The 21,026-nt window shown below is 49.9% G+C and carries 20 protein-coding genes; 16 read left to right on the forward strand and 4 right to left on the reverse strand.

Annotated features, from left to right (window positions below; all coding sequences use genetic code 11):
* The first annotated feature begins 116 nt into the window (after nt 1–116).
* The gene (locus tag NSS79_RS15890) at nt 117–1,277 is read left to right on the forward strand and encodes a Gfo/Idh/MocA family oxidoreductase (RefSeq protein WP_342440086.1); all 1,161 of its coding nucleotides are present in this window, start codon (nt 117–119) and stop codon (nt 1,275–1,277) included.
* Between the two features lie 119 nt (nt 1,278–1,396).
* On the opposite strand, the gene NSS79_RS15895 is transcribed toward NSS79_RS15890, so the two are convergent.
* Complete coding sequence (locus tag NSS79_RS15895) at nt 1,397–2,284, reverse strand: AraC family transcriptional regulator (protein WP_342440087.1); 888 nt, start codon at nt 2,282–2,284, stop codon at nt 1,397–1,399.
* A gap of 125 nt (nt 2,285–2,409) precedes the next feature.
* Here NSS79_RS15895 and NSS79_RS15900 point away from each other — a divergent pair, with 125 nt between their 5' ends.
* Both NSS79_RS15900 and NSS79_RS15905 read left to right on the forward strand, forming a co-directional pair.
* On the forward strand, nt 2,410–3,297 hold the full coding sequence (locus NSS79_RS15900; protein ID WP_342440088.1) for a sugar phosphate isomerase/epimerase: 888 nt from the start codon (nt 2,410–2,412) through the stop codon (nt 3,295–3,297).
* 22 nt (nt 3,298–3,319) lie between these two features.
* Entirely contained in the window at nt 3,320–4,384 is a 1,065-nt protein-coding gene (locus NSS79_RS15905; RefSeq protein WP_342440089.1) for a Gfo/Idh/MocA family oxidoreductase, read from the forward strand.
* A gap of 134 nt (nt 4,385–4,518) precedes the next feature.
* Here NSS79_RS15905 and NSS79_RS15910 read toward each other — a convergent pair whose 3' ends face one another.
* A complete protein-coding gene (locus NSS79_RS15910) occupies nt 4,519–4,725 on the reverse strand; it encodes a DUF1657 domain-containing protein (RefSeq protein WP_342440090.1) in 207 nt (68 codons plus the stop codon).
* Nucleotides 4,726–4,932: 207 nt separating this feature from the next.
* Between NSS79_RS15910 and NSS79_RS15915 the strand changes: the two genes are divergently transcribed.
* From NSS79_RS15915 to NSS79_RS15975, 13 genes are all read left to right on the forward strand, one after another.
* Complete coding sequence (locus NSS79_RS15915) at nt 4,933–5,793, forward strand: DUF421 domain-containing protein (protein ID WP_342440091.1); 861 nt, start codon at nt 4,933–4,935, stop codon at nt 5,791–5,793.
* A 369-nt stretch (nt 5,794–6,162) separates the two neighbouring features.
* Nucleotides 6,163–6,639: a hypothetical protein gene (locus tag NSS79_RS15920; protein ID WP_342440092.1), complete on the forward strand. Its 477-nt coding sequence runs from the start codon at nt 6,163–6,165 to the stop codon at nt 6,637–6,639.
* On the forward strand, nt 6,587–8,131 hold the full coding sequence (locus NSS79_RS15925) for a right-handed parallel beta-helix repeat-containing protein (protein ID WP_342440093.1): 1,545 nt from the start codon (nt 6,587–6,589) through the stop codon (nt 8,129–8,131). Before NSS79_RS15920 ends, NSS79_RS15925 begins: the two co-directional genes overlap by 53 nt.
* 49 nt (nt 8,132–8,180) lie before the next feature.
* Nucleotides 8,181–9,806, forward strand: a complete 1,626-nt coding sequence (locus tag NSS79_RS15930) for a hypothetical protein (RefSeq protein WP_342440094.1) — start codon at nt 8,181–8,183, stop codon at nt 9,804–9,806.
* 100 nt (nt 9,807–9,906) lie between these two features.
* Nucleotides 9,907–10,890: an aldo/keto reductase gene (locus NSS79_RS15935; protein ID WP_342440095.1), complete on the forward strand. Its 984-nt coding sequence runs from the start codon at nt 9,907–9,909 to the stop codon at nt 10,888–10,890.
* 145 nt (nt 10,891–11,035) lie between these two features.
* A complete protein-coding gene (locus NSS79_RS15940; protein ID WP_342440096.1) occupies nt 11,036–12,484 on the forward strand; it encodes a spore germination protein in 1,449 nt (482 codons plus the stop codon).
* Nucleotides 12,481–13,644, forward strand: a complete 1,164-nt coding sequence (locus tag NSS79_RS15945; RefSeq protein WP_342440097.1) for a Ger(x)C family spore germination protein — start codon at nt 12,481–12,483, stop codon at nt 13,642–13,644. The genes NSS79_RS15940 and NSS79_RS15945 overlap by 4 nt, the downstream gene beginning before the upstream one ends.
* Nucleotides 13,645–14,757 carry a GerAB/ArcD/ProY family transporter gene (locus tag NSS79_RS15950; RefSeq protein WP_342440098.1) on the forward strand — a complete coding sequence of 371 codons (1,113 nt, stop codon included), beginning with the start codon at nt 13,645–13,647 and terminating at the stop codon, nt 14,755–14,757.
* Nucleotides 14,758–14,851: 94 nt separating this feature from the next.
* Nucleotides 14,852–15,829: an AAA family ATPase gene (locus NSS79_RS15955; RefSeq protein ID WP_342440099.1), complete on the forward strand. Its 978-nt coding sequence runs from the start codon at nt 14,852–14,854 to the stop codon at nt 15,827–15,829.
* Nucleotides 15,830–15,832: 3 nt separating this feature from the next.
* Nucleotides 15,833–16,921 (forward strand): DUF58 domain-containing protein, encoded by a 1,089-nt coding sequence (locus NSS79_RS15960; RefSeq protein WP_342440100.1) that lies wholly within the window; start codon nt 15,833–15,835, stop codon nt 16,919–16,921.
* Nucleotides 16,918–18,243, forward strand: coding sequence for a hypothetical protein (locus tag NSS79_RS15965; protein WP_342440101.1), 1,326 nt, complete (start codon nt 16,918–16,920; stop codon nt 18,241–18,243). The genes NSS79_RS15960 and NSS79_RS15965 overlap by 4 nt, the downstream gene beginning before the upstream one ends.
* Before the next feature lie 34 nt (nt 18,244–18,277).
* On the forward strand, nt 18,278–18,685 hold the full coding sequence (locus tag NSS79_RS15970) for a MerR family transcriptional regulator (RefSeq protein WP_342440102.1): 408 nt from the start codon (nt 18,278–18,280) through the stop codon (nt 18,683–18,685).
* Between the two features lie 88 nt (nt 18,686–18,773).
* Entirely contained in the window at nt 18,774–19,751 is a 978-nt protein-coding gene (locus NSS79_RS15975) for an alpha/beta hydrolase (protein WP_342440103.1), read from the forward strand.
* Here the strand turns inward: NSS79_RS15975 and NSS79_RS15980 are convergent.
* Both NSS79_RS15980 and NSS79_RS15985 read right to left on the reverse strand, forming a co-directional pair.
* Nucleotides 19,726–20,052 (reverse strand): AzlD domain-containing protein, encoded by a 327-nt coding sequence (locus NSS79_RS15980; RefSeq protein WP_342440104.1) that lies wholly within the window; start codon nt 20,050–20,052, stop codon nt 19,726–19,728. The two genes, NSS79_RS15975 and NSS79_RS15980, sit on opposite strands and share 26 nt — an antisense overlap.
* Nucleotides 20,043–20,780, reverse strand: a complete 738-nt coding sequence (locus NSS79_RS15985) for an AzlC family ABC transporter permease (RefSeq protein ID WP_038591428.1) — start codon at nt 20,778–20,780, stop codon at nt 20,043–20,045. Before NSS79_RS15985 ends, NSS79_RS15980 begins: the two co-directional genes overlap by 10 nt.
* Between the last annotated feature and the right edge of the window lie 246 nt (nt 20,781–21,026).

A 21,026-nucleotide genomic window follows, 5' to 3' on the forward strand; every position in this document is an offset into this window, starting at 1 on the left:
AATGTGAAATGACATGAAAGAATGTACGCGTGTACATTAAGCGGTTACAAAGTTATTGGTCACGGAACTCGTCGTTTATACTTCATTGAAGAAAAGTGAACCAAAGGAGGAATAAGATGAAACAGCTTCGCATCGGAATGATCGGCTACAAGTTTATGGGCAAAGCCCACAGCAACGCCTACCGCAGCCTTCCCATGTTTTTTCCGCAGGCACTGAGACCGGAAATGTCTATGATATGCGGGAGGAATACCGCTGCGGTGCAAGAAGCAGCTTTACAGCTTGGCTGGACTGATAGTGTGACCGACTGGAAAGAGCTCATCTCCAGGGAAGATATTGACCTCATTGATATCAACGCGCCCAGCAATGCCCATAAGGAAATTGCTCTGGCAGCAGCCAAAGCAGGCAAGCATATTTTCTGCGAAAAGCCGCTGGCGCTGAATCTTGCGGATTCCCGTGAGATGCTGGAGGCTGCGACGGATGCAGGCATTATTCATATGGTCGGCTTCAATTACCGGTTCTCACCGGCAGTCAGGCTGGCGAAGCGGCTGATTGAGAGCGGAAGACTCGGGAAGATCTATCATTTCCGTGCCTGGTTTCTGCAGGACTGGATTATCGATCCGGATTTCCCGCTGGTGTGGAGACTGCAGAAGGAGATTGCCGGTTCCGGCTCGCATGGTGATCTTGGAGCACACTTGATTGATCTTGCCCATTTCCTGGTCGGCGATATGCAGGAAGTAATCGGTATGAGCGAGACCTTTATCAAAGAGCGTCCACTAGCCGCTGAGATGACTGGCTTAAGTGCGAAGGCAAGCAAAGATGCCCCAACAGGAGAAGTGACCGTTGACGATGCGACACTGTTTCTGGCCCGGTTTGTAGGTGGTGCTTTAGGCAGCTTTGAAGCTACTCGTTTTGCTGCGGGTCACCGTTCGACCAATTCTTTTGAGATTAACGGCAGTCTGGGCAGTGTGAAATTCGATTTCGAACGGATGAATGAGCTGGAGGTGTACCTGACCTCGGACGACGAGGATGTACAGGGCTTCCGGCGTGTGCTTGCCACCGACCCGGCCCATGATTACGCCGAAGCCTGGTGGCCGCCGGGCCATACCATCGGGTTCGAGCATACGTTTATCCACGAGATGCTGGAGCTCTCCACCTCCATTGCGGAAGGACGCCAGCCGGAGCCAAACTTCAATGACGGAGTAAAATGTCAGGCTGTTCTGGAAGCTGTTGAACGCTCTATTGAACAGAGACGCTGGGTGGAAATATCCGAAATGTAATTATCAATAAATCATCATTGTAGATGAAGGAAAGCTAATTATGATCTTCCTGCTCAAGAAACAGCACCGTTCGCTTCCCAGGAACGGTGCTATTTTACGTGTTATGGTGGAAGAGTGAGCTATTTGCGCGCCCCGGAAGGAGTAATCCCTTTGTATTGCTTGTAGAGTTTGGTGAAATAATTTGGGTTGTCGCAACCCACCTTGCCGGCAATTTCCGTCACGGTCAAATCCGACTCCAGCAGCAGACGTTCAGCTTCATGGATCCGGCTTAAGTTCACATAGTCGATAAAGGTACGTCCGGTCAGCTTTTTGAAGGTTTTACAGAAATGATAAGGATTCAGATTGACAAACTTTGCAGCCCATTCAATCGAGATCTTCTCATCAAAATGAGCTTCCAGATACTCCAGCAGCGGTTTAAAGCGTTCGCGGTTAATGGAATGGCGCTCGCTCTGATGCCTCTCTGACAATTGCTGCGGCGGAAAGCTGCGCGATAGCAGGGTAAAGAACAAATGCAATTGGTTCTTCACAACCAGTTGAAAAGCAGGGCCTTTACCGCGAACCTCGGTAATGATGGCTTGCAGCAGGGGATAATAACAGGAGCAAGCCGGGTTCAGATCAGCGGGTTTGACCGGAAACTGAAACCGGTTATTCAAATAGGGTGCTACGAATTGCTCATGCTGGGAATCCTGGTTTCTGTCTTTGAACAGTGAAGCATGGAACACGATGGATACGTAAGAAATATCTCCGCTGTATAAACTGTAACCGACATGCAAACCGCCTGAAGGAACAATAATCACATCACCCGGCCCGGCTTCATAAGGTTTGCTGTCCACATGAAAGATCGCATGGCCTTCCTGCATCACAATGATTTCGAAATGCTCATGCCAATGCAAGAAAAGGATATTCTGTTCCACTTTAGCCTCCCGGCACTCATTAAAAAAAAGGCGGAACGGATAGGTTTTCTCTTCGAGCTGCGGGTATTCCTTAAGCTCCTTCGGATAAGTCATGACTTCTTTCAACTCCCCCAATATTGAGCTATATTAACACAAGATAAGACGAGAATTCACACCAAATGAGCTATATACTTGATTTGCTGAACTTACTATAAACCAATATTGGAGTGATATACAAGATGGAAGATACAATGAGAATCGGAACACTGGTTGGCGGGGGAGATGCTGTAAGAGTGATTCCTCAAATAATTGGACACGGATTTGAATCCTTCAGTCTTACCTTTTGGCAGACCACCGGAGAGACGAATCTGACAGAAACCGCGGCGCGTGTGCGGGAACTGGCTGCAGAGCATGATTTTGTCATCTCCTCAGTCGGCATATTCGGCAACCCGCTAACCGGTGCCGGCGATAATGCGGATACCCTGGCCAGCTGGGAACGTTTGATTGATCATGCCCATCTCTTCGGCACCGATATGGTATCCGGTTTCACAGGACGTCTGACAGGGCAGTCAATAGATGAATCAATACCTAAATTCACGCAGGTCTTCGGGGAACTTTCCAAGAGAGCGGCTGACCGGGGGGTGCGAATTGCATTTGAGAACTGCTCGATGGGCGGCAATTGGGACTCCGGAGACTGGAATATTGCGCATAATCCTACAGCCTGGGAAAAGATGTTCAACGCGGTTCCGGCAGATAACCTCGGCTTGGAGTGGGAGCCCTGCCACCAGATGGTCGCGCTGATTGATCCGCTCCCGCAGCTGCGCAAGTGGACGGATAAAATATTTCATGTCCATGGGAAGGATGCTACAATCGCCTGGGATATTGTCAAGGAATACGGCATTCATGGTCCGAAGCCTTATGTATGGCACCGGACCCCGGGTTTTGGAGACACGAACTGGGCTGATGTGATCACGATTTTGCGCCAAGCCGGTTACAAAGGTACCATCGACATTGAAGGCTGGCATGACCCGGTATATCGTGATGAGCTGGAGATGACCGGACAAGTTCATGCCCTGAACTATTTGAAACACTGCCGCGGCGGCAGCTTTATACCCAATCCGGTCTAATACAGAAAGCGGGGAACTACCAATGACAGCAAAATACCGTGTAGCGATTGCCGGCTGCGGAGGAATGGCCAATGAATGGATCAGCTATGCGTTGAAACGACCGGAGGTCGAAATCGTCGCCCTTGTAGATATCAAGCTGGAGTCGGCACAGGCTATGGCCGGGAAATATGGGCTTTCCACTCCGGCCTTTACGGAGATACGGCAGGCAATTATAGAAACGGGTGCCAACCTTGTGTTTGACGTCACAGTTCCGTCCAGTCATTATTCTATCGCAAGTACATCACTTGAATTGGAATGTGACGTGTTCAGCGAGAAGCCCTTGGCTGAAACGATGGAGGAGTGCAATGAGATTGTTGCGTTGTCGGAACGCACCGGACGAACACATGCTGTCATGCAGAACCGCAGGTACGATCCGCGCATCCGCTCGCTGCGCGGGCTAGTCGAAACAGGTACGGTCGGCCGGACGGGTTATATCGGAGCGAGTTTCTTCCTCGCCCCCCATTTTGGCGGTTTCCGCGAGGTAATGAGCAGTCCGCTCCTGCTGGATATGGCCATCCATACCTTCGATCAGGCCCGTTTTATCAGCGGAGCTGATCCGGTTACAGTGTACTGCCAGGAATTTAATCCACCCGGCTCCTGGTATGAAGGCCAGGCTGCCGCTATTTGTATCTTCGAAATGTCGGATGGCTCTGTGTTTTGCTACCAAGGGTCCTGGTGTGCGGAAGGTGCACCCACCTCTTGGGAAGCGTCGTGGCGGATTCAGGGGGAGCAAGGGGTTATTCTCTGGGATGGTGCAGGCATGCCTTATGCTGAAGTAATCGCAGGCGGTGACCAGTCCGGCAAGTTCATCCGTGACTATGAGCAGGTAGAAGCACAGGCCGTTTCGATGGGTGAGACCTTCCACCATGGCTGTCTGGAAGAGATGTTCCTTTCGCTCTCCGAGCAGCGTCCTGCTGAAACAGACTGCAGGGATAACCGCTACAGCATGGCGATGGTATTCGGCGCCCTTGAAAGTGCCAAGACCGGCCGCAAGCTTGAAATTGCTGAGGTCATGAACCATTCTGCAAAGCATATGCAGCTTGGGTAGAAGCAGGTGGCATTGCTGGGCGTACCTGAATACGCCTGCTGTGGTCGCACAAGTGTTAATGTAAGTAAAGCAGCCGTATCCGCAGACATGTCTGCAGATACGGCTGCTTTTTGTTTACAAGTAAAGATTACATCCTAGAAGCCTTTGTATTGTGGCTCCTCTTGTTCAAGTTCGGTTACACGGCCTTCAACCTGCTGCACAATTTGCTGCGTTTGTTCCGCTGCGCTTGTGAACAAGGTTTTGGCCTGCTGGTTTTGAGTCTCCAGCGCGAATTGCTCCAGACTCGCTTGCGCGCTTTTCAGCGATGACAGGCAAGTCTTCACTTGTGAGGATACAGTCATTAGATATTGCCTCCTTTTAGGTAGTTAGCAAACTGAACGAATCATAGTATCCACCGGTGAAGACGCAGAAATACAGGAAATAAATTCTAATTCGAAGCATTGGTCTTTTGGATTAAACAAGAAATTATTTCTTGGTTAGGTCTGCGTCCTTTAACAAATAATGAGCATGTTGACATGCGGGGATTCTAAACTTAGGAGGTAGTAATCATGCCGGAATGGCTTGAGGTGATTTGGCGGACAATTTTCGCGGTGGTTGTGCTCTTCTTTTTGACAAAGCTGCTGGGGAAGAGACAAGTTTCGCAGCTGTCTTTTTTCGAATATATCACTGGAATTACAGTAGGTAGCTTGGCGGCTTACATATCCCTCGATACCGATAAAACATGGCATTTGGGGATAATTTCGCTGATTGTCTGGGTGGCGTTCTCCCTTGGTATCGAGTTTCTGCAAATCAAGAGCAAGAAGGCAAGGGATTTCATTGACTTCAAGTCAACTGTGCTGATCAAAGACGGTAAAATTCTGGAAGAAAATATGAAAAAAGAGCGTTTAACAACTGACGAACTGCTGGAGGAGCTGCGGAAGAAGGATGTCTTCAAATTGGCAGATGTCGAATTTGCGATCATGGAATCGGATGGAGCGATTAACGTCCTGCTTACCCGGGAGAATCAGGCACTGACACCAAAAGATATGGGGATTAAAGTGGCTCCTGAGAAGGAAACTCAAGCCGTCATTATGGACGGCAAGATCTTGGACGAACCTTTGGATACGCTGAATTTGTCCCGAGGCTGGCTGCAGGGCCAGCTTGAAAAGCAGGGATTAACCGCAGAAAATGTATTTCTCGGCCAGGTGGATTCCTATGGCGAACTTACTGTGGATCTATATGCGGACAAGGTGCAGGTGCCAAAGCCGCAGGATAAACCCCAGCTATATGCACTGCTGAAGAAATGTGAAGCCGATCTGGAACTGTTCAGCCTTTCCACCGACAAAAAGGAAGCCAAACAGATGTATGAAGAGTGCTCCGGGAAGCTGCAGACATTGCTGCAGAGTTTGAAACCTTATATCCAAAACTGAGTAGTTTAACTCCATATAGCCTTACAAGACGAGCAGGCCAACAAAAACGAATGTTTTTTGTTGGCTTTTCATATGCTCAGCAATGTACACCGAAGGTGATTACCCAAGTGTTCAATATTTCACATAAATGTAATAATGAGGGGTGAAAAAGACTGTACAATTCTCAATAAATACTTATGATTGAGATTAGGCTGACCACTGCAAAAGAGCAGGCTTTTGATTTTTCGGCAGTCTTAAGTTTAAAGTGAAGTGAGGGATGCGATGCCGGGATAGGTACTGTGCTGATTTGAAGAAGCAGAAACAGGGATGAATTCGTATATACCGCAACAGGTACTGAAAGAAAATAACCTATTGGAGGTAAATGTTAACGTGAAAATAAAAAAACGATTTGCATTCTCTGCAATGATTGCGCTTTCGGCTATGCTGGCTCTCTCAGGGGTGGGTGGAAGTATTCCATCCGTTCAAGCGGCAAGCATCTTCAGTGATGATTTTGAATCCGGCAATGCCGGCAGCTGGACCCACACGTCAGGCTCATGGACAGTGGTGCAGGACGGTAGCTCTCATGTCTATTATCAATCGGGTAATACGGAAGGGCGCTCCTCGGCTGGCAACAGTAGCTGGACTGACTACAGCGTGCAGGCAGATGTGAAAATTGACAACTTTAACGGCACAAACCGCACTTATCTCTGCGGCCGTTATACAGATGGCAATAATTATTATGCGGCTTCGCTCTCCAACAGCAATGGAGGTACGCTGGAAATCCGGAAGAAGGTCGGCGGCTCCAGCACTACACTTGCCACTAAAACAGACTTCCCTGTCACTTGCCGGTACAGTGTACACGGTTAAGCTAGAGCTAAGCGGAAGCACGATCAACTTTTATGTGAATAATGTCTTGCAATTGAATGCACACGATAACAATATGACTTCCGGCGGTATCGGATTGGTCGCTTATAAGACAGCAGCCAAGTTCGACAATGTAGTTGTTTCTACTACGGATTCTACGACTCCAACTCCTTCACCAACTGCAACTGCAACCGTGGCACCGACGGCTACAGCCAGTTCTACTCCAGCACCATCGGCTACTCCGACAGCTGTACCCACAGCAACAGCAACAGTTACACCAACACCAACACCAACCGTGGCACCGACAACGACACCCCCTCCGGCAACGGGTTCACTGTATGTCTCGCCGAATGGAGCGGCCGGAAATGCCGGAACCATCGGCAGTCCTACGACCCTGGATTCAGCTATTACTAGAGTAGCCCCGGGAGAGACTATTTATCTGCGCGGGGGAATCTATACTTTTTCCGCTCCAGTAACAATTGAACGGGAGAACAGTGGAAGCACCAGTTTGCGCAAAAATATTGTGGCTTACGGAAACGAAAAACCGGTGCTTGATTTCTTTGCCGAATCCTTTGGGTCTACTGAACGCGGACTGCAGATTTATGGCCATTACTGGAAGGTAAAGGGGCTTGAGATCAAAGGTGCCGGAGATAACGGGATCTTCATTGGCGGCAATTACAATATCATTGAGAATGTAGAAACGCACCATAACCGGGATTCAGGGCTGCAGATCAGCCGCTATTCCTCCTCACTCTCCAATATGAGCGACTGGCCCAGCTATAACCAGATCATTGGCGTATACTCCCACGACAATTTCGACCCGGACAATGGGGAGGATGCTGATGGTTTTGCCGCAAAGCTGACGATTGGACCGGGCAACGTCTTCGACAAGTGTATTGCCGCATGGAATACAGATGACGGCTGGGATTTATATACCAAATCGGAAACAGGCCCGATTGGTGTGGTTACGATCAAGAACAGCATCGCCTACAAAAATGGCCAGACCTCGGATGGAAGCAGCACGGCAAACAGTGACGGCAACGGCTTCAAGCTGGGCGGGGAGAAAATTTCTGTGAATCATATTGTGCAGAACAGCATCGCCTTCCAGAATAAAAAACATGGCTTCACCTACAATAGCAATCCGGGCTCCATTCAGCTGACAGGCAATACCTCGTGGAGCAACGGCCAAAGCAATTTTGCTTTTGACACAGGGACACACCAGTTTACCAATAATCTGAGCTTTGCCGGCGGCTCCAGTGACAAAACAAGCGGTACGGATGTTCTCAGTACCAATGTCTGGTGGAAGAGCAATGCCAGCACGAATGCCAAGGGCCTGGTCGCGAGCAGTGCCGACTTCGCCAGCTTGACCCCTTCAGTCGTCAGAAATGCGGATGGTTCCTTCACACTTGGCAACTTCCTGAAACTGGCCAGCGGCAGTGATCTCATTGGCTCGGGCACACCAAGCGGCACGAATATCGGAGCTACGCTCCAGTAATCGTTATTACAAGGATATGCATGCTATACAAACTTTGAGGAGGAGAAAAATGGCTTCCAAACGAATGAGATTAAGGCTGCTGAGCGGACTTGGATTCGCTGTAATTCTTGCACTGATATTTATTGTTCCGGCCAGCGCAGCTTCTTTAGTCAGTTATGATTTTGGAAATGAAGGCGCTAACAACTGGACCAGCACAACTGAAACCTGGTCTGTCGTTCAGGATGGAAGTTCCTCCGTCTACTATCAATCCAGCTCCTCGGAAGGGGGCACCTCTGCCGGTAACAGCGGATGGACCAATTACAGCGTGCAGTCCGCCCCAACACCATCAGCACCAGCAGACGCGCTCAGTGCATACAATTTGACTGGCTTCTCCACAGGCAACTCCGGCGGGGGCATTGTGAATGAATCGAATACCTCCCTTTACAAAAAGGTGTACACTGCGACTGATCTGGCCGCTGCCCTCAAGAAAGGGTCCGGTGTAAAGGTCATTGAGATTATGAATGACCTGAATCTAGGCTGGAATGAGATTCCTTCCGCCGCTCAAACCTCACCGTTTGCGGCCCATAATTCTCCGCTGACTCACCCGGTACTGCTGCAGACAGGAGTGAGTAAAGTTACTCTTGACGGCTTTGACGGTCTGACGATCTTCTCGGCTAACGGGGCTAAGATTAAGCATGCGGCATTTACAATTAAACGCAGCTCCAACCTGATTATCCGCAATCTCGAATTCGACGAATTATGGGAATGGGATGAGGCCAGCAAGGGGGATTTCGACAAAAACGACTGGGATTATATCACGCTTGAAGAGGACACCAACGTATGGATTGACCACTGTACCTTTAACAAGTCCTATGACGGACTGGTCGATTCGAAGAAGGGCACTTCCGGGGTGACCATCTCCTGGTCAACCTTCAAGGGCGATGACCGGAGTCCAAACAGCTGGGTGACCCGGCAGATCAACGCGCTGGAGGCCAACAGCTCTGCTTATCCGATGTATGCCTATCTGCGCAGCAGCGCCATCGGTTTAAGCAAGGCAGATATCATTGCAGTTGCAAGCTCGCAGAAAAAAGGACATTTGGTGGGTGCCACATCTTTTGATTCGGGAAATTCCAATTTAAGCATTACCCTGCACCATAATTATTATCTCGACATTCAGGACCGCTTGCCGCGTCTGCGTGGAGGCAATGCCCATGTCTATAACATTCTGGCGGACAATTCCGCTGCTTGGGCAGCGAAGTCAAGAATCACAACAGCGATGGAAACGGCGATTGCCGGCAAGGGCTACCACTTTGGCGTGACCAGTAACGGGTCCATTTCTACGGAAGGCGGGGCGGTATTGGTAGAGAAATCCAACTTCGTTGATATCTTGTATCCGCTGCGCAATAATCAGACAGATCCCGCAGATTCCAGCTACACCGGTAAAATCAAGGCGCTCGACACGATGTACTCTTTGAATGGCGTGTCTTTCAGAGGGAACAGCGACACCTCCGGAAGTCCGCTTGCCCCGGTACCGGCAGCTATTATGCCGTTCTCCTGGTCTGGAATTTCGGCTTTGCCTTACAGCTATCCGGTGGATGATCCCTCCACGCTAGCTGCCAGACTAACGGCTTCCAATGGCTCGGGAGCGGGTAAACTGAACTGGATGAAATCCAACTGGTTACAGACAATGTATTAAACGGACTGGGTGGAAGGGCGTTTCTATTTCTCGATTAACGGCGCTATACTATAGTAGAAAGGCTATTATTACATTTGGTATAGAGAGGAAGTTGTTGATCTTGGAATATGTGAAACTGGGATCTACCGGTCTGGATGTCTCGCGGATTTGCCTTGGGTGCATGAGTTATGGCATTCCTGAACGCGGGTCGCATGCCTGGACACTGAATGAGCAGGAGAGCCGTCCGTTTATCCAAAAGGCGCTGGAGCTGGGCATTAATTTCTTTGATACAGCCAACGTATATTCGGACGGAACCAGTGAGGAGATCCTTGGGCGGGCGCTGAAGGATTTTGCCTCCCGCGATGAAGTGGTCATAGCCACCAAGGTGCATGGCAAAATGCGGCCGGGACCCAATGGCGGCGGATTGTCACGCAAAGCGATACTGAGTGAAATTGACCACAGTCTTAAGCGGCTGGGAACGGATTATGTGGACTTGTATCAAATCCACCGCTGGGATAACCAGACGCCTATCGAAGAGACGATGGAGGCCCTGCATGATGTTGTGAAGGCGGGGAAAGCCCGTTATATCGGAGCTTCCTCCATGTATGCCTGGCAGTTTCTCAAGGCGTTGCATGTTGCAGAGCAGCATGGCTGGACGCGTTTTGTCAGCATGCAGAATTATGTGAATTTGCTGTACCGTGAGGAGGAACGGGAAATGCTGCCGCTTTGTGAAGCGGAAGGCATCGGCGTGATTCCCTGGAGTCCATTGGCCCGCGGCCGCCTTACAAGGGACTGGGAAGAAGCGAGCCCCCGTTCCGAGCGCGATGAATTCGCCAAGCAGCTTTATTCACAAATGGAAGAGGCGGACCGGATTGTCGCACTTCGGGTGAAGGAAATCGCGGAGGAACGGGCTGTCACGCGTGCTCAGGTAGCCTTGGCTTGGGTACTTCAGAAGAAACCTGTGGCCGCTCCGATTGTCGGAGCGACGAAGATGGCGCATCTGGAGGATGCAGCAGCAGCGGTGTCCCTTCATCTGACCCCGGAAGAAGTCCGCAGACTGGAAGAACCGTATATCCCTCATCCGGTAAGCGGCGGATTGAACTGATTCTTTACCCATGATGCATTAACCCTAAGAGCCTGCTATGGAGCAGGCTCTTTGTGCTGTGAGCGGAAAGGGAATAGATGCATAACTTCATCAACTATTGGAAAACTAAGTAAGATTCTCTAAAGGTCAGAGGAGGTGAAGCGAGATGACAGCCAGCATACTGGATAATATAAAAGAGCAGCTTACGGGATGCAGCGATGCCGTATACCAGTCTATTATCGTATATGGTCATGCCTGCATGCTGGTCTACATTCCTTCCATTGTAGATACACTCAGCCTGCAGGAGTTTGTGTCATCACCGCTCAAATCCGAAGCGAATTCCGAGCCGGATTGGCCGCGTTTTCTGGAACGGCTCGACCGGGGATCTGCTTTTGCCATTCCTTATATCAAGGTATTTGACCCTGATCGGGCGGTAGAGCTGATAGTCAGCGGCAATCCGGTGCTTTGTATCGAAGGGCTGCCCTATTTATATTATTTCGAGATCGCCCACTATCAGAAACGTTCGGTATCAGAATCACAGAACGAGCTGGTTGTCATTGGCCCCCAGGAGGCCTTCATCGAAGATATTGAAACCAATTTATCGCTGCTGCGCCACAAGATTAAACATGCCGATCTAAAGACCAAACATTTCTCTATCGGCAAATATACAAAAACCGATGTGTATGTGGTGTATATCGAAGGCCTGTACAAGCCGGAGCTTCTGGCTTCAATTGAAGATACGTTACGCAAAATGTCGATCGACGGTGTGCTTGGCATCAGTTATTTGGCAGAGCATATGAAGCAGGGGAATTTCTCGCCTTTTCCCGTGTTCCATTATACAGAACGCCCTGACTCAGTGGCAGCCTCATTAATGGAAGGGCGGGTGGGACTGCTGCAGGATGGGACTCCATCCGCTCTGCTGACACCGGTAACTTTGTTCTCGCTGCTGCAATCCTCCGAGGATTATTACCAAAGCTTTTATGCCGGCAGCTGGATTCGGCTGGTCCGCTTCTTTTTTTCTATTATATCCATGCTGCTGCCTGCGTTGTATGTTGCGATTACAACCTTTCATTCGCAGATTATTCCTTCTGATCTGTTGATTACCATTGCCGCGGCAAGAGAAAACATTCCGTTCTCTGCCCTAACCGAAGCGCTGATAATGGAGCTGACCTTTGAAGCACTTAGAGAAGCGGGAACCCGGATTCCTAAGCCGGTAGGGCAGACGGTATCCATCATTGGCGGAATCGTAATCGGGCAGGCTGCGGTTCAAGCGGGTATTGTTTCTGCGCCGATGGTGATTGTCGTTTCCATTACCGGGATTGCTTCCTATATCATTCCCCATTTGGAGCTGGGTTTGACCTTCAGATTACTGCGTTTTGTGCTCCTCATCCTGGGTGGAACGATGGGGTTATTGGGCGTATTTATGGCTACCTTTATGATTTACGGCCATTTGGCCAATCTTAAATCCTTTGGAACTCCTTATTTGCAGCCGATCGCTCCGCTTGTATTACAGGATTTGAAGGATACGCTGCTTCGTGTTCCGTCCCCGTTCATGAATAAGCGCAGCACATCCTTTACAGACCGGAAGAATCAAAGGAGACAGAAGCGGCAATGAAACTTTTAAAGCGGGCAGTCATTATCCTAATGCTGCTGAATCTGACCGGCTGCTGGTCCAAGGTGGAACTGGATGAATTGACTTTTGTTTATGGATTATACATTGATGTTGGCAAAGAACCCGGAACGGTTGAGGTATCCATCAGCTCACCTCTACCCAATAGGCTGATGTCAGGTACGCAAACAGGGAGCGGAACTGGAGACGGCAAATCCTACACAATGGTTTCAAAGACAGCGCGTACCCTCCAGGATGCGACCATCATGATTCAAAAGGATCTTTCACGCCGTATTGAGCTCTCTCACATCAAAATTGTCGTGTTGGGAAACGAATATGCCCGGCAGGGAATCGGGGAGGTGCTGGAATGGTTCGAAAGAAAACCTGAATTTCCCCTCGGCACATATATCATGGCTGCTCCCGGGAAGGCCAAAGATATTTTCAAGTTAACTCCTGTGTTCGAACAGCTTCCCGACCAAGTGCTGATGAATATTGCGAATGAGAATATCATGTTCAATACAAGTGTTATGGATTGTATATTAGCGGAAGTTTCAAATATGGGGTATGCGATGAACTATCTTTCATTCGGTAAGAAAGACGAAACGAGCGAGCAAGGAAAAACGGAGTATTGGGCAGGTGTACAAGGGGTAATGCTGTTCCATAATGCTAAGATGAAGGGCATTCTGGATGTAAAGCAGAGCAGGGCTTTGGCATGGGGGGCGGGACATCTGGCCGGAAGATTGAAGCTGCCTGAATATACGATAACCTGGGATGAAGAAGGTAAGGGCACTGCCAGCGCTATATTCCAAAGAAACTCCGCCTCAAGCTCTGTGAAAATGACAAGCGGAGGTCCTGTCTTTCATATAAAGGTGAAAGGGGGCGCAAGTATTACCTATTTTAAAGATTCAGAGGGCCGCAGTGCCAGCAAACTTAGTCCTTTAATAAAGAGAAGGCTTCAGGAGCAGGTTGTAAAAGAAATTTCGGACTCGCTCCGGACTGTGCAAGACGCGCAGGTTGACGTTCTGCAGCTTGGAATGCTGGTGGAATGGAATTATCCGAAGGCGTGGAGTAAGCTCCGCGAACGATGGACTGATTATTACGCCCATCATGCCGAGATCAAAGTAACAGCTGACTTCACTATAGAGGATTTTGGTTCGGAGAGATAAATGAATATTCAAGGAGACGTTATGACTACAACCAAATGGCAGATGTTCCGCTTCACCGTTGTCTACCTCACTTCACAAAGCTCCATGTTTCTGATCCCCGGTTTACTCTCAACTTCAGGCTATCAGGGCTGGATTGCGATCATTGCAGGCTGTGCAATGGGGATGATTCCACTTTTTTTTACTATTCAGGTGGGCAAGATAAAGCCTGGAGAGGCGTGGGTCGATTTTGGCAAGGAGATTATGGGGAAGTGGCTGCATGGGGCAATGGTTTTTCTACTGCTGATCTGGTGTGTTTATTTTGTCTCCTTTGATATTGAGAATTTTGTATTGTTTTTTGGTGCTAATTATTTGCGCGAGACGCCACCGCTGTTTGTTCAGATTGTTATTGGGCTGGTGATTATGTATACAGCTCACCTGGGCTTTTCGACGATGGTCTATATGACTGACGGGTTATTTCTGGTTTTTCTCTTCTCCACTGCGCTCAGTTATTATTTATTTATCCCAAATGCCGACTACTCGATGCTCCCTGCCCTGCTCCATTACCATGATCCCGGGATTGCTTTCAAGGATTCAATCACGACAATGTCCTGGTTTGGGGGATGGACGGTATTTTTATTCGTTGCCCCGGATCTCAAAATCGACAACAAAATGCAGAAACGGCTGATTGTTGCGGCGATTAGCGTAATGCTGACCGTACTGGCTGCATGGCTGATAACCATATTGAATTTTGGCCCGCATTTCGGCAAGGAACTGCAGTTTCCTTATTTGCAATTGATCCAGAGTTCTTCACATGATGATCTGCTGGGTAATTCGGACCCGATTCTCATCGGATTATGGTCTGCTTCAATGTTTATACACAGCGCTTTTTTGATATATGTAGCGCACAAATGTGCTTTGTACTTGACCAAGCAGAAAGCAAAAAAAGTAATGATCCCTTTCCTGACGATTGGTTCGATCACAATTGCCTATCTGTATTCGCTCAATCTCACTCAATACAACAAGAATTACAATGCCTTTGGCACTGTGATTATTTGGCTGATTGTGGAGTGCATCCCCGTGTATTACTTCATTGTTGCTTTCATCCGCTCCAAGATAAGTACGGCGTCCAAATAGCCGCAGGAGACTTATCTATTATAAATTGGAGGCGCTTTCTGGTATGATTAGGAATTAATACATACCACTAAAGCGATGGGATGGTGCCTGATTTATGAATCTTCAAGAAGCAACTCAATTAATAGAATCGATAAGAGTCAATCTGGCTAAAGTTATTGTCGGCAAAGAGGAAGGCGTGAACCTTCTGCTGACAGCATTGCTCGCCAATGGACATGTGCTGCTGGAGGATGTTCCCGGCACAGGCAAAACACTGCTCGCCAAAACACTGGCCCGCTCGCTGGACTGCACGTTCAAGCGGATTCAGTTCACTCCGGACTTATTGCCCTCTGACTTAAGCGGAATCAATTACTATAATCAGAAGACCGGTGAGTTTCAATTCCGTCCGGGCCCGGTATTCGCCAGCATTCTCTTGGCTGATGAGATCAACCGGGCCACGCCGCGGACCCAGTCCAGCCTGCTGGAATGCATGGAGGAGCGGCAGATTACGATCGATGGTGTGACCCATGAGCTGGAAGCGCCGTTCCTCGTCATTGCAACACAGAATCCGGTTGACAGTCAGGGGACTTTCCCGCTGCCTGAAGCGCAGCTTGACCGATTCCTGATGCGGATAATGACCGGCTATCCAACCTTTGAGCAAGGGGTTGATATTCTACAGCGGTTCCGCCAGAACAATCCGCTTGATCACACGACTGCGGTAGCAACCGCCCGGCAGATTCAAGAGATTCAGCAGCTTACGGCTGCTGTGAATGTCAGCGACGATTTGCTGGCTTATATGATCAGGATCGTCGAAGCAACCCGCACTGCACCGGGGGTCAAACTGGGAGCCAGTCCGCGGGCAGGCTTCGCCTTGCTGCGTGCTTCCCAGGGGTATGCATTGATTCAAGGCAGGAATTATGCGATTCCGGATGATATCAAGGCAGTGGCAGTTCCCGTCCTTGCCCACCGGCTGGTGCTGCAACGCGGCCCGGGATCCCGGGAGGGGCAAGCCGCAGAGCTGGTACTCCAGAAGCTGCGCGAAGTGGAGGTGCCGGCAGAGCCGATCCCGGCTACAAGCGGCGGAAGGGTGGAGTAATAGATGGCACTGCCCTGGTTCATTCTCAGCACGCTCCTGATGCTGCTGTTGATTTCTGCTGTCTATCAGCGACATGCGCTGAAGAAAGTCAGCTACACCCGCTATTTCTCGGCCAAAACCGCTTATGAAGGAGAGCAGGTGGAGATGGTTGAGGAGATAGCCAACAATAAGCTGCTCCCATTGCCCTGGCTGCGGCTGGAGTCCAGCATAGCCCGGGGTCTGGAGTTCGGCAGCCAGGAGAATCTCGGTGTCAGCAGCGGGGAGATTTATCAGAACCACGTAAGTATGTTTTTTCTGAGGTCTTACCGCCATATCAAACGTCGCCACCAGGTCCGTTGTCAGCAAAGAGGCTTGTTCAAGCTGGAAAGCGTCACGATGACCACCGGAGACCTCTTTGGCATGAGCCGGAACAGCAAGGCGTTCTCCCTGCAATTGGAACTGCTGGTTTATCCGGAGATTATAGACCTTTATGAGCTACCTCTGCCGGTACACAGCTGGCTGGGAGAACTGCCGGTCAAAAGATGGATTATTGAAGATCCTTTTCTGACGGCCGGAACCCGAGAGTACAGTCCGGGGGATTCGCTTGCATCTATTAACTGGAAGGCAACGGCCAGAACCGGGCATATGCAGGTGCATCAAAAAGATTACACCGCCGATTCCCGGCTGTTCCTCTGTCTGAATGTTGAGATCAGTGACTCCATGTGGAAAACCGTTACAGATAAGGAACGGATTGAGCTGGGAATCCGTTATGCAGCGACGATAGCAGAGTATGCAGTAGGGCACGGGATCGACACCGGGCTGCTTAGCAACGGGAGAATGGACGGTGGAGGTGAGCGGGAGCCGGTGACTGCAGACCCGATGGGCCAACTGGAGGATGTACTGGGGCTCTTGGCCCGGCTGAACCTGGACAGGACGCTGCCCATGTCAAGACTACTGGAGTTAGTTGCTGAAGAAGGGCATAAAGATAATGATTATCTGATTATTACCTGTCACCGAGGTCCAGAGCTTGAGCTGGCAGCTGAGCAGTTAAGACTGCTGGGAAATGGCGTGGAGTGGCTCGACATTCCGGATGAGGGGAGAGAGTCTGCATGAACACTGCTAGAGGTCCCCGAATGAAAGCGTCTTTGACTTTATGGTTAGCCTGTCTCATAGAATGGCTTCTATTTCTTCCGGTATGGGTTCTGCTTCAAAGCTACCAGCAGTCCGGGCAGGCAGTCCTGCCATGGATGTATATTCTGCCTCTCCTGGCGCTGGCCGGGGTGCTGTTGCGGCATTTATGTAACCGGAAGTGGAAGCAGCTGCTTTCCGCTCTGCTACTGGGGGTGGCGTCAGGATTTTTATTCGGTGAGTTGTCCATTTTTGCACTTCCTTTTATCGCTTGCAGCGTGTTGTTTGCTTATCTGGGGATGACTGCCGCTTCCCGGAATAACCGGAATGGAATGTACATTGCCGGAATTGCCGTTTATTTTACAGCTACAATCATCAATACCCGGATTCCTGTACTTGAGTCCAACCTGTCCTTGTTAACCTGGTGTGGAAGTCTGTGTCTGGTATTAGTACTGTTGGATACGAATACCAGCTTTCTTCGCTACAGCTCTTTTGCCGGTGAATCCGCGCGCCTGCCGGCAGGGATAAGACGGCATAACCGGATGTTTGTTCTGCTGTTTATTGTCGTGGCCGGCTTGCTTGCGGCAGGCGGGGGCAAAGCTGTAGGCATGCTTCTATGGAATACAGTCCGGATGTTTTTGAACTGGATCATCGCGTTGTTTAACGGAACAGAGGAGCCGATTCAGCCTGAAGCTGCTCCTCCGGCGCAGCCACTAGAGCTGCCTCCGGCCGAGACTCATGAACCGGGTTTGCTGGCAATGATCTTCGAAGTCTTGTTTTATGCCATTGGAGCGGCGGCAATTCTTGTTTTGCTTTATTATGTCTTGCGTTGGCTTTACAGAAATACAGGCGGAGTGCTGCGCAGAGCACTGGATGTCCTGCTGTCCATGCTGCGGAGAGAAACGCCGCAGGAGCATAATGCCTTTCAGGATGAAGAAGAGAGCATCTTCGCCTGGGGAAAGACTGTGCAAGGCATTCGGGACTACTGGAGCAGCCGGTTAAAGCTGCGTAGGCACAGTGACCGCTGGGAAGGAATGGATGGAGGCCGTGAGCGGGTACGCTGGATGTATCGCTATTGGCTTAACAGCAACCGGAACGAAGGATATGAAGTGAAAGGATTTCTTACTCCACAAGAGACGGGAGCGGATGTGGAGGAATGGACTGGCGGGAAGAACCGCCGCCGTAATGGAGACAGCAATATCCCGGCAGTTCCTGAAGGTTTGCTTAGGCTTTACAATCAGGCGAGATACGGAGAGGAGGAGCCGCAGGCAGCAGAAGTCACAGCTTTGAAGGACCGGCTGAAATAATTCTCATAGTTGGATACGAAGAGGAGTGGAGAGGATGGCCCGGTATTTGCGCGGGGAGCTGGCAAAAGAGGCTAACGTGAATATTGAAACGCTTAGATATTATGAGAAGCACGGGCTGCTTCCGGCACCAGAGCGGACGGCATCCGGTTACCGGCAATATACGCAAGAGACATTGAATCGAATCGTCTTTATCCAGAATGCCAAGTCTTGCGGGTTTACGCTGAGGGAGATTAAGAAGGCACTGGTAAGGTCGGCAGACGGAAGTATCGGGATCGCTGATTTTATCGCAGTTATTGAGCAGAAAGTCATCAGCATTGACCTCGAAATATCAAAGCGGGAAAAGACGAAGGCGCTGTTAGGCGATCTGAAGAGCAACCTCGAATCTGCCGAGAGACATCCGGGAGTGCAGGAAACCTTGCATATTCTTAAGATGGAGCCATAAAGAACCCGTAATACAGATTGCCTCTTGACTGCGTACCATACTACAGGGTTTACAATCCAGACAAAACCTTGTAGGAGGAATGAACAGGATGCAGACACCGATCGAACTGCTTCAAGCCATGAAAAACTTCTTAAAACAAACAGGCAGCAATTTGGGAAAGCCGGCAGAGCAAATTCGTTCTGAAATGGCCGAAGCCGCCAAGCAATTGCCGGCACTTCCGGGTGATGTACAGGTGAAGCCGGTAACGACCCAGCAGTTGACTGGTGAATGGGTCATCGCTCCTAGCATTAAAGCGGAAGGAAGAAAACGAGCAATCCTATATTTTCACGGGGGAGGGTTTATCTCCGGGAACTGTGAGATCTATCGTGATCTGGCAGCCAGACTATCTTCAGCCTGCAGTGTTCCTGTATTTATAGTGGAATATAGGCTTGCCCCGGAGCATCGTTATCCGGCCGCAAATGAAGATTGCCTCAATGCATACCGCTGGATGCTGGCGGAGGGATATTCGCCGGATGACATTATCCTTGGCGGCGATTCGGTAGGGGCCACTCTGGCCTTGATGACAATGATCAGTGTGCGGGATGCAGGAGAGAAGATGCCTGCAGGGGCGTTTCTGCTCTCGCCGCATAGTGATCTCGTACATTTGGACGGATATTCTTATGATAGCCTGGCTGATTCAGATCCAACGGGTAGCCGGGAGGGCAATCGGAGAATTCTGGAGGATTACTTAGGCGGTTCTTCCGGGGAGAAGCCTGTGATCCTCTCTCCGTTACGGCTCTATCTGCACGGTTTGCCCCATCTGTATATTCAGGTTGGCGATCAAGAAGTGCTGCTCAGTGATGCGGAACGTTTGGCCGATCGCGCACGTGCTGATGGAGTAGAGGTTACACTGGAAGTATGGGAGAACATGTGGAGTGTGTTTCAATTCATGGCCGCACTGCTGCCCGAAGCGCAGCAGGCGATCATGAACATCGGCAGCTATACAGGGGGAATCTGGGGAAAAACAGCTAACTTGTCTGATGACAGCAATCACGGGGGAGCTACATTAACAAGCGCAGAAGCATGAGTGAGAGAACCCCGGTAAGCACGGTTCCCAGCAAACTGCGCGTCTTTATGGCCACCCAGAAGGTGGGCAAGGCGGCGATCAGTTCCACATTGGATGACAGTGAAGTGAATTTGCCTTGCTCAATGAACAGCTCCTGGGCGACGAGCGCCGACATAATCGCAATGGGTACATAACTCAACCAGCGCATCCCCCATTCGGGAATGGTGATCCGGCTTAGCAGCATCATCGGAAGTACCCGCGGAATGAACGTAACCAATGCGGCTCCGAAGATAATCAAGAAGATATCCAGTCTTATTTCCATTTTTGCATCACCATCCCTATCGTAGGTGCAATTAGAGCTGCAGCGATCACGCCGAAATTAGGCGACCACAGGATGGAAACACCGACCGTAACCACTACGGCAATAGCTCCAACTATAAGATCCAGTGCATATTTGTTCCTGCTCAGTATGGTCAGCACCAATAGTCCGATGAACATAGCCGGAAGCGCGAAATCCAGACCCCACTGCTCCGGGCTTGAGATCCACTGTCCCAAAACGGCACCTGCGAGGTTCGCGAACAACCAATTCAGGTAGGCGGTGATATTGAGTCCATGCATCCATTTCTCGCTGATGTGTTTTTTTCTCGCACTCTCCTGAATGGCGACGCCAAAGGTTTCGTCGGTTAAGAGTGCGCCTATCAGCAGGTTTCTCATGGGTGTGAGGTGGCGGAAATAAGGGGATAACGCAGCACTTAACAGCAGGTGGCGCAGATTCACAAGCAGGATCGTAATGATAATGCTGGCCCCCGTGCTTCCTGCGGCTATCATTCCCGCCGCGATGAATTGGGCAGAGCCGGCGTAGAGAATGATGGAGATCATAGCAATTTCAGCGATGGAAAGACCGGCCGTTTTCTCGACAACCCCGGCGGCAAAGCCGATACTTAAATATCCGAGCAAAGTGGGGATACAATCCTTAACTCCCTGCAGGAAGCTGTCCTCCTTGCCCTGTGCGTCAAGTGTTTCTGACGCCTGTACAGGCTCCAGCTTCATGGTTGCTCCTCCTTTTTATCAATGGAATCATCAAGATGAAATGAAATCAGATTATATTAATATCTAATAATTAACGGTGGTTTGCAAGGATATTGTTCCTGAAATGCCCGATAATGAACCTGCCGGTGCTCTGAATGAGGCATTGTGAAACAAGAAAGTCAGCGAAGAAGTGATGATGGAGAGATCATCCACCTACTTCAAGTAATGTAATCTGTGCATTAACTTCACGAAAAAGTCCCGCTGCAG

This window comes from Paenibacillus sp. FSL L8-0436 (assembly GCF_038593025.1).
Taxonomy (GTDB): domain Bacteria; phylum Bacillota; class Bacilli; order Paenibacillales; family Paenibacillaceae; genus Paenibacillus_AQ.

Coding starts and splice junctions, on each gene's coding strand:
- NSS79_RS15930 (WP_342440094.1), top strand. CDS start 8,181: ATGGCTTCCAAACGAATGAGATTAAGGCTGCTGAGCGGACTTGGATTC.
- NSS79_RS15985 (WP_038591428.1), bottom strand. CDS start 20,780: ATGAAGCTGGAGCCTGTACAGGCGTCAGAAACACTTGACGCACAGGGC.
- NSS79_RS15915 (WP_342440091.1), top strand. CDS start 4,933: ATGCCGGAATGGCTTGAGGTGATTTGGCGGACAATTTTCGCGGTGGTT.
- NSS79_RS15910 (WP_342440090.1), bottom strand. CDS start 4,725: ATGACTGTATCCTCACAAGTGAAGACTTGCCTGTCATCGCTGAAAAGC.
- NSS79_RS15970 (WP_342440102.1), top strand. CDS start 18,278: ATGGCCCGGTATTTGCGCGGGGAGCTGGCAAAAGAGGCTAACGTGAAT.
- NSS79_RS15945 (WP_342440097.1), top strand. CDS start 12,481: ATGAAACTTTTAAAGCGGGCAGTCATTATCCTAATGCTGCTGAATCTG.
- NSS79_RS15940 (WP_342440096.1), top strand. CDS start 11,036: ATGACAGCCAGCATACTGGATAATATAAAAGAGCAGCTTACGGGATGC.
- NSS79_RS15900 (WP_342440088.1), top strand. CDS start 2,410: ATGGAAGATACAATGAGAATCGGAACACTGGTTGGCGGGGGAGATGCT.
- NSS79_RS15975 (WP_342440103.1), top strand. CDS start 18,774: ATGCAGACACCGATCGAACTGCTTCAAGCCATGAAAAACTTCTTAAAA.
- NSS79_RS15955 (WP_342440099.1), top strand. CDS start 14,852: ATGAATCTTCAAGAAGCAACTCAATTAATAGAATCGATAAGAGTCAAT.
- NSS79_RS15965 (WP_342440101.1), top strand. CDS start 16,918: ATGAACACTGCTAGAGGTCCCCGAATGAAAGCGTCTTTGACTTTATGG.
- NSS79_RS15895 (WP_342440087.1), bottom strand. CDS start 2,284: ATGACTTATCCGAAGGAGCTTAAGGAATACCCGCAGCTCGAAGAGAAA.
- NSS79_RS15950 (WP_342440098.1), top strand. CDS start 13,645: ATGAATATTCAAGGAGACGTTATGACTACAACCAAATGGCAGATGTTC.
- NSS79_RS15960 (WP_342440100.1), top strand. CDS start 15,833: ATGGCACTGCCCTGGTTCATTCTCAGCACGCTCCTGATGCTGCTGTTG.
- NSS79_RS15890 (WP_342440086.1), top strand. CDS start 117: ATGAAACAGCTTCGCATCGGAATGATCGGCTACAAGTTTATGGGCAAA.
- NSS79_RS15905 (WP_342440089.1), top strand. CDS start 3,320: ATGACAGCAAAATACCGTGTAGCGATTGCCGGCTGCGGAGGAATGGCC.
- NSS79_RS15980 (WP_342440104.1), bottom strand. CDS start 20,052: ATGGAAATAAGACTGGATATCTTCTTGATTATCTTCGGAGCCGCATTG.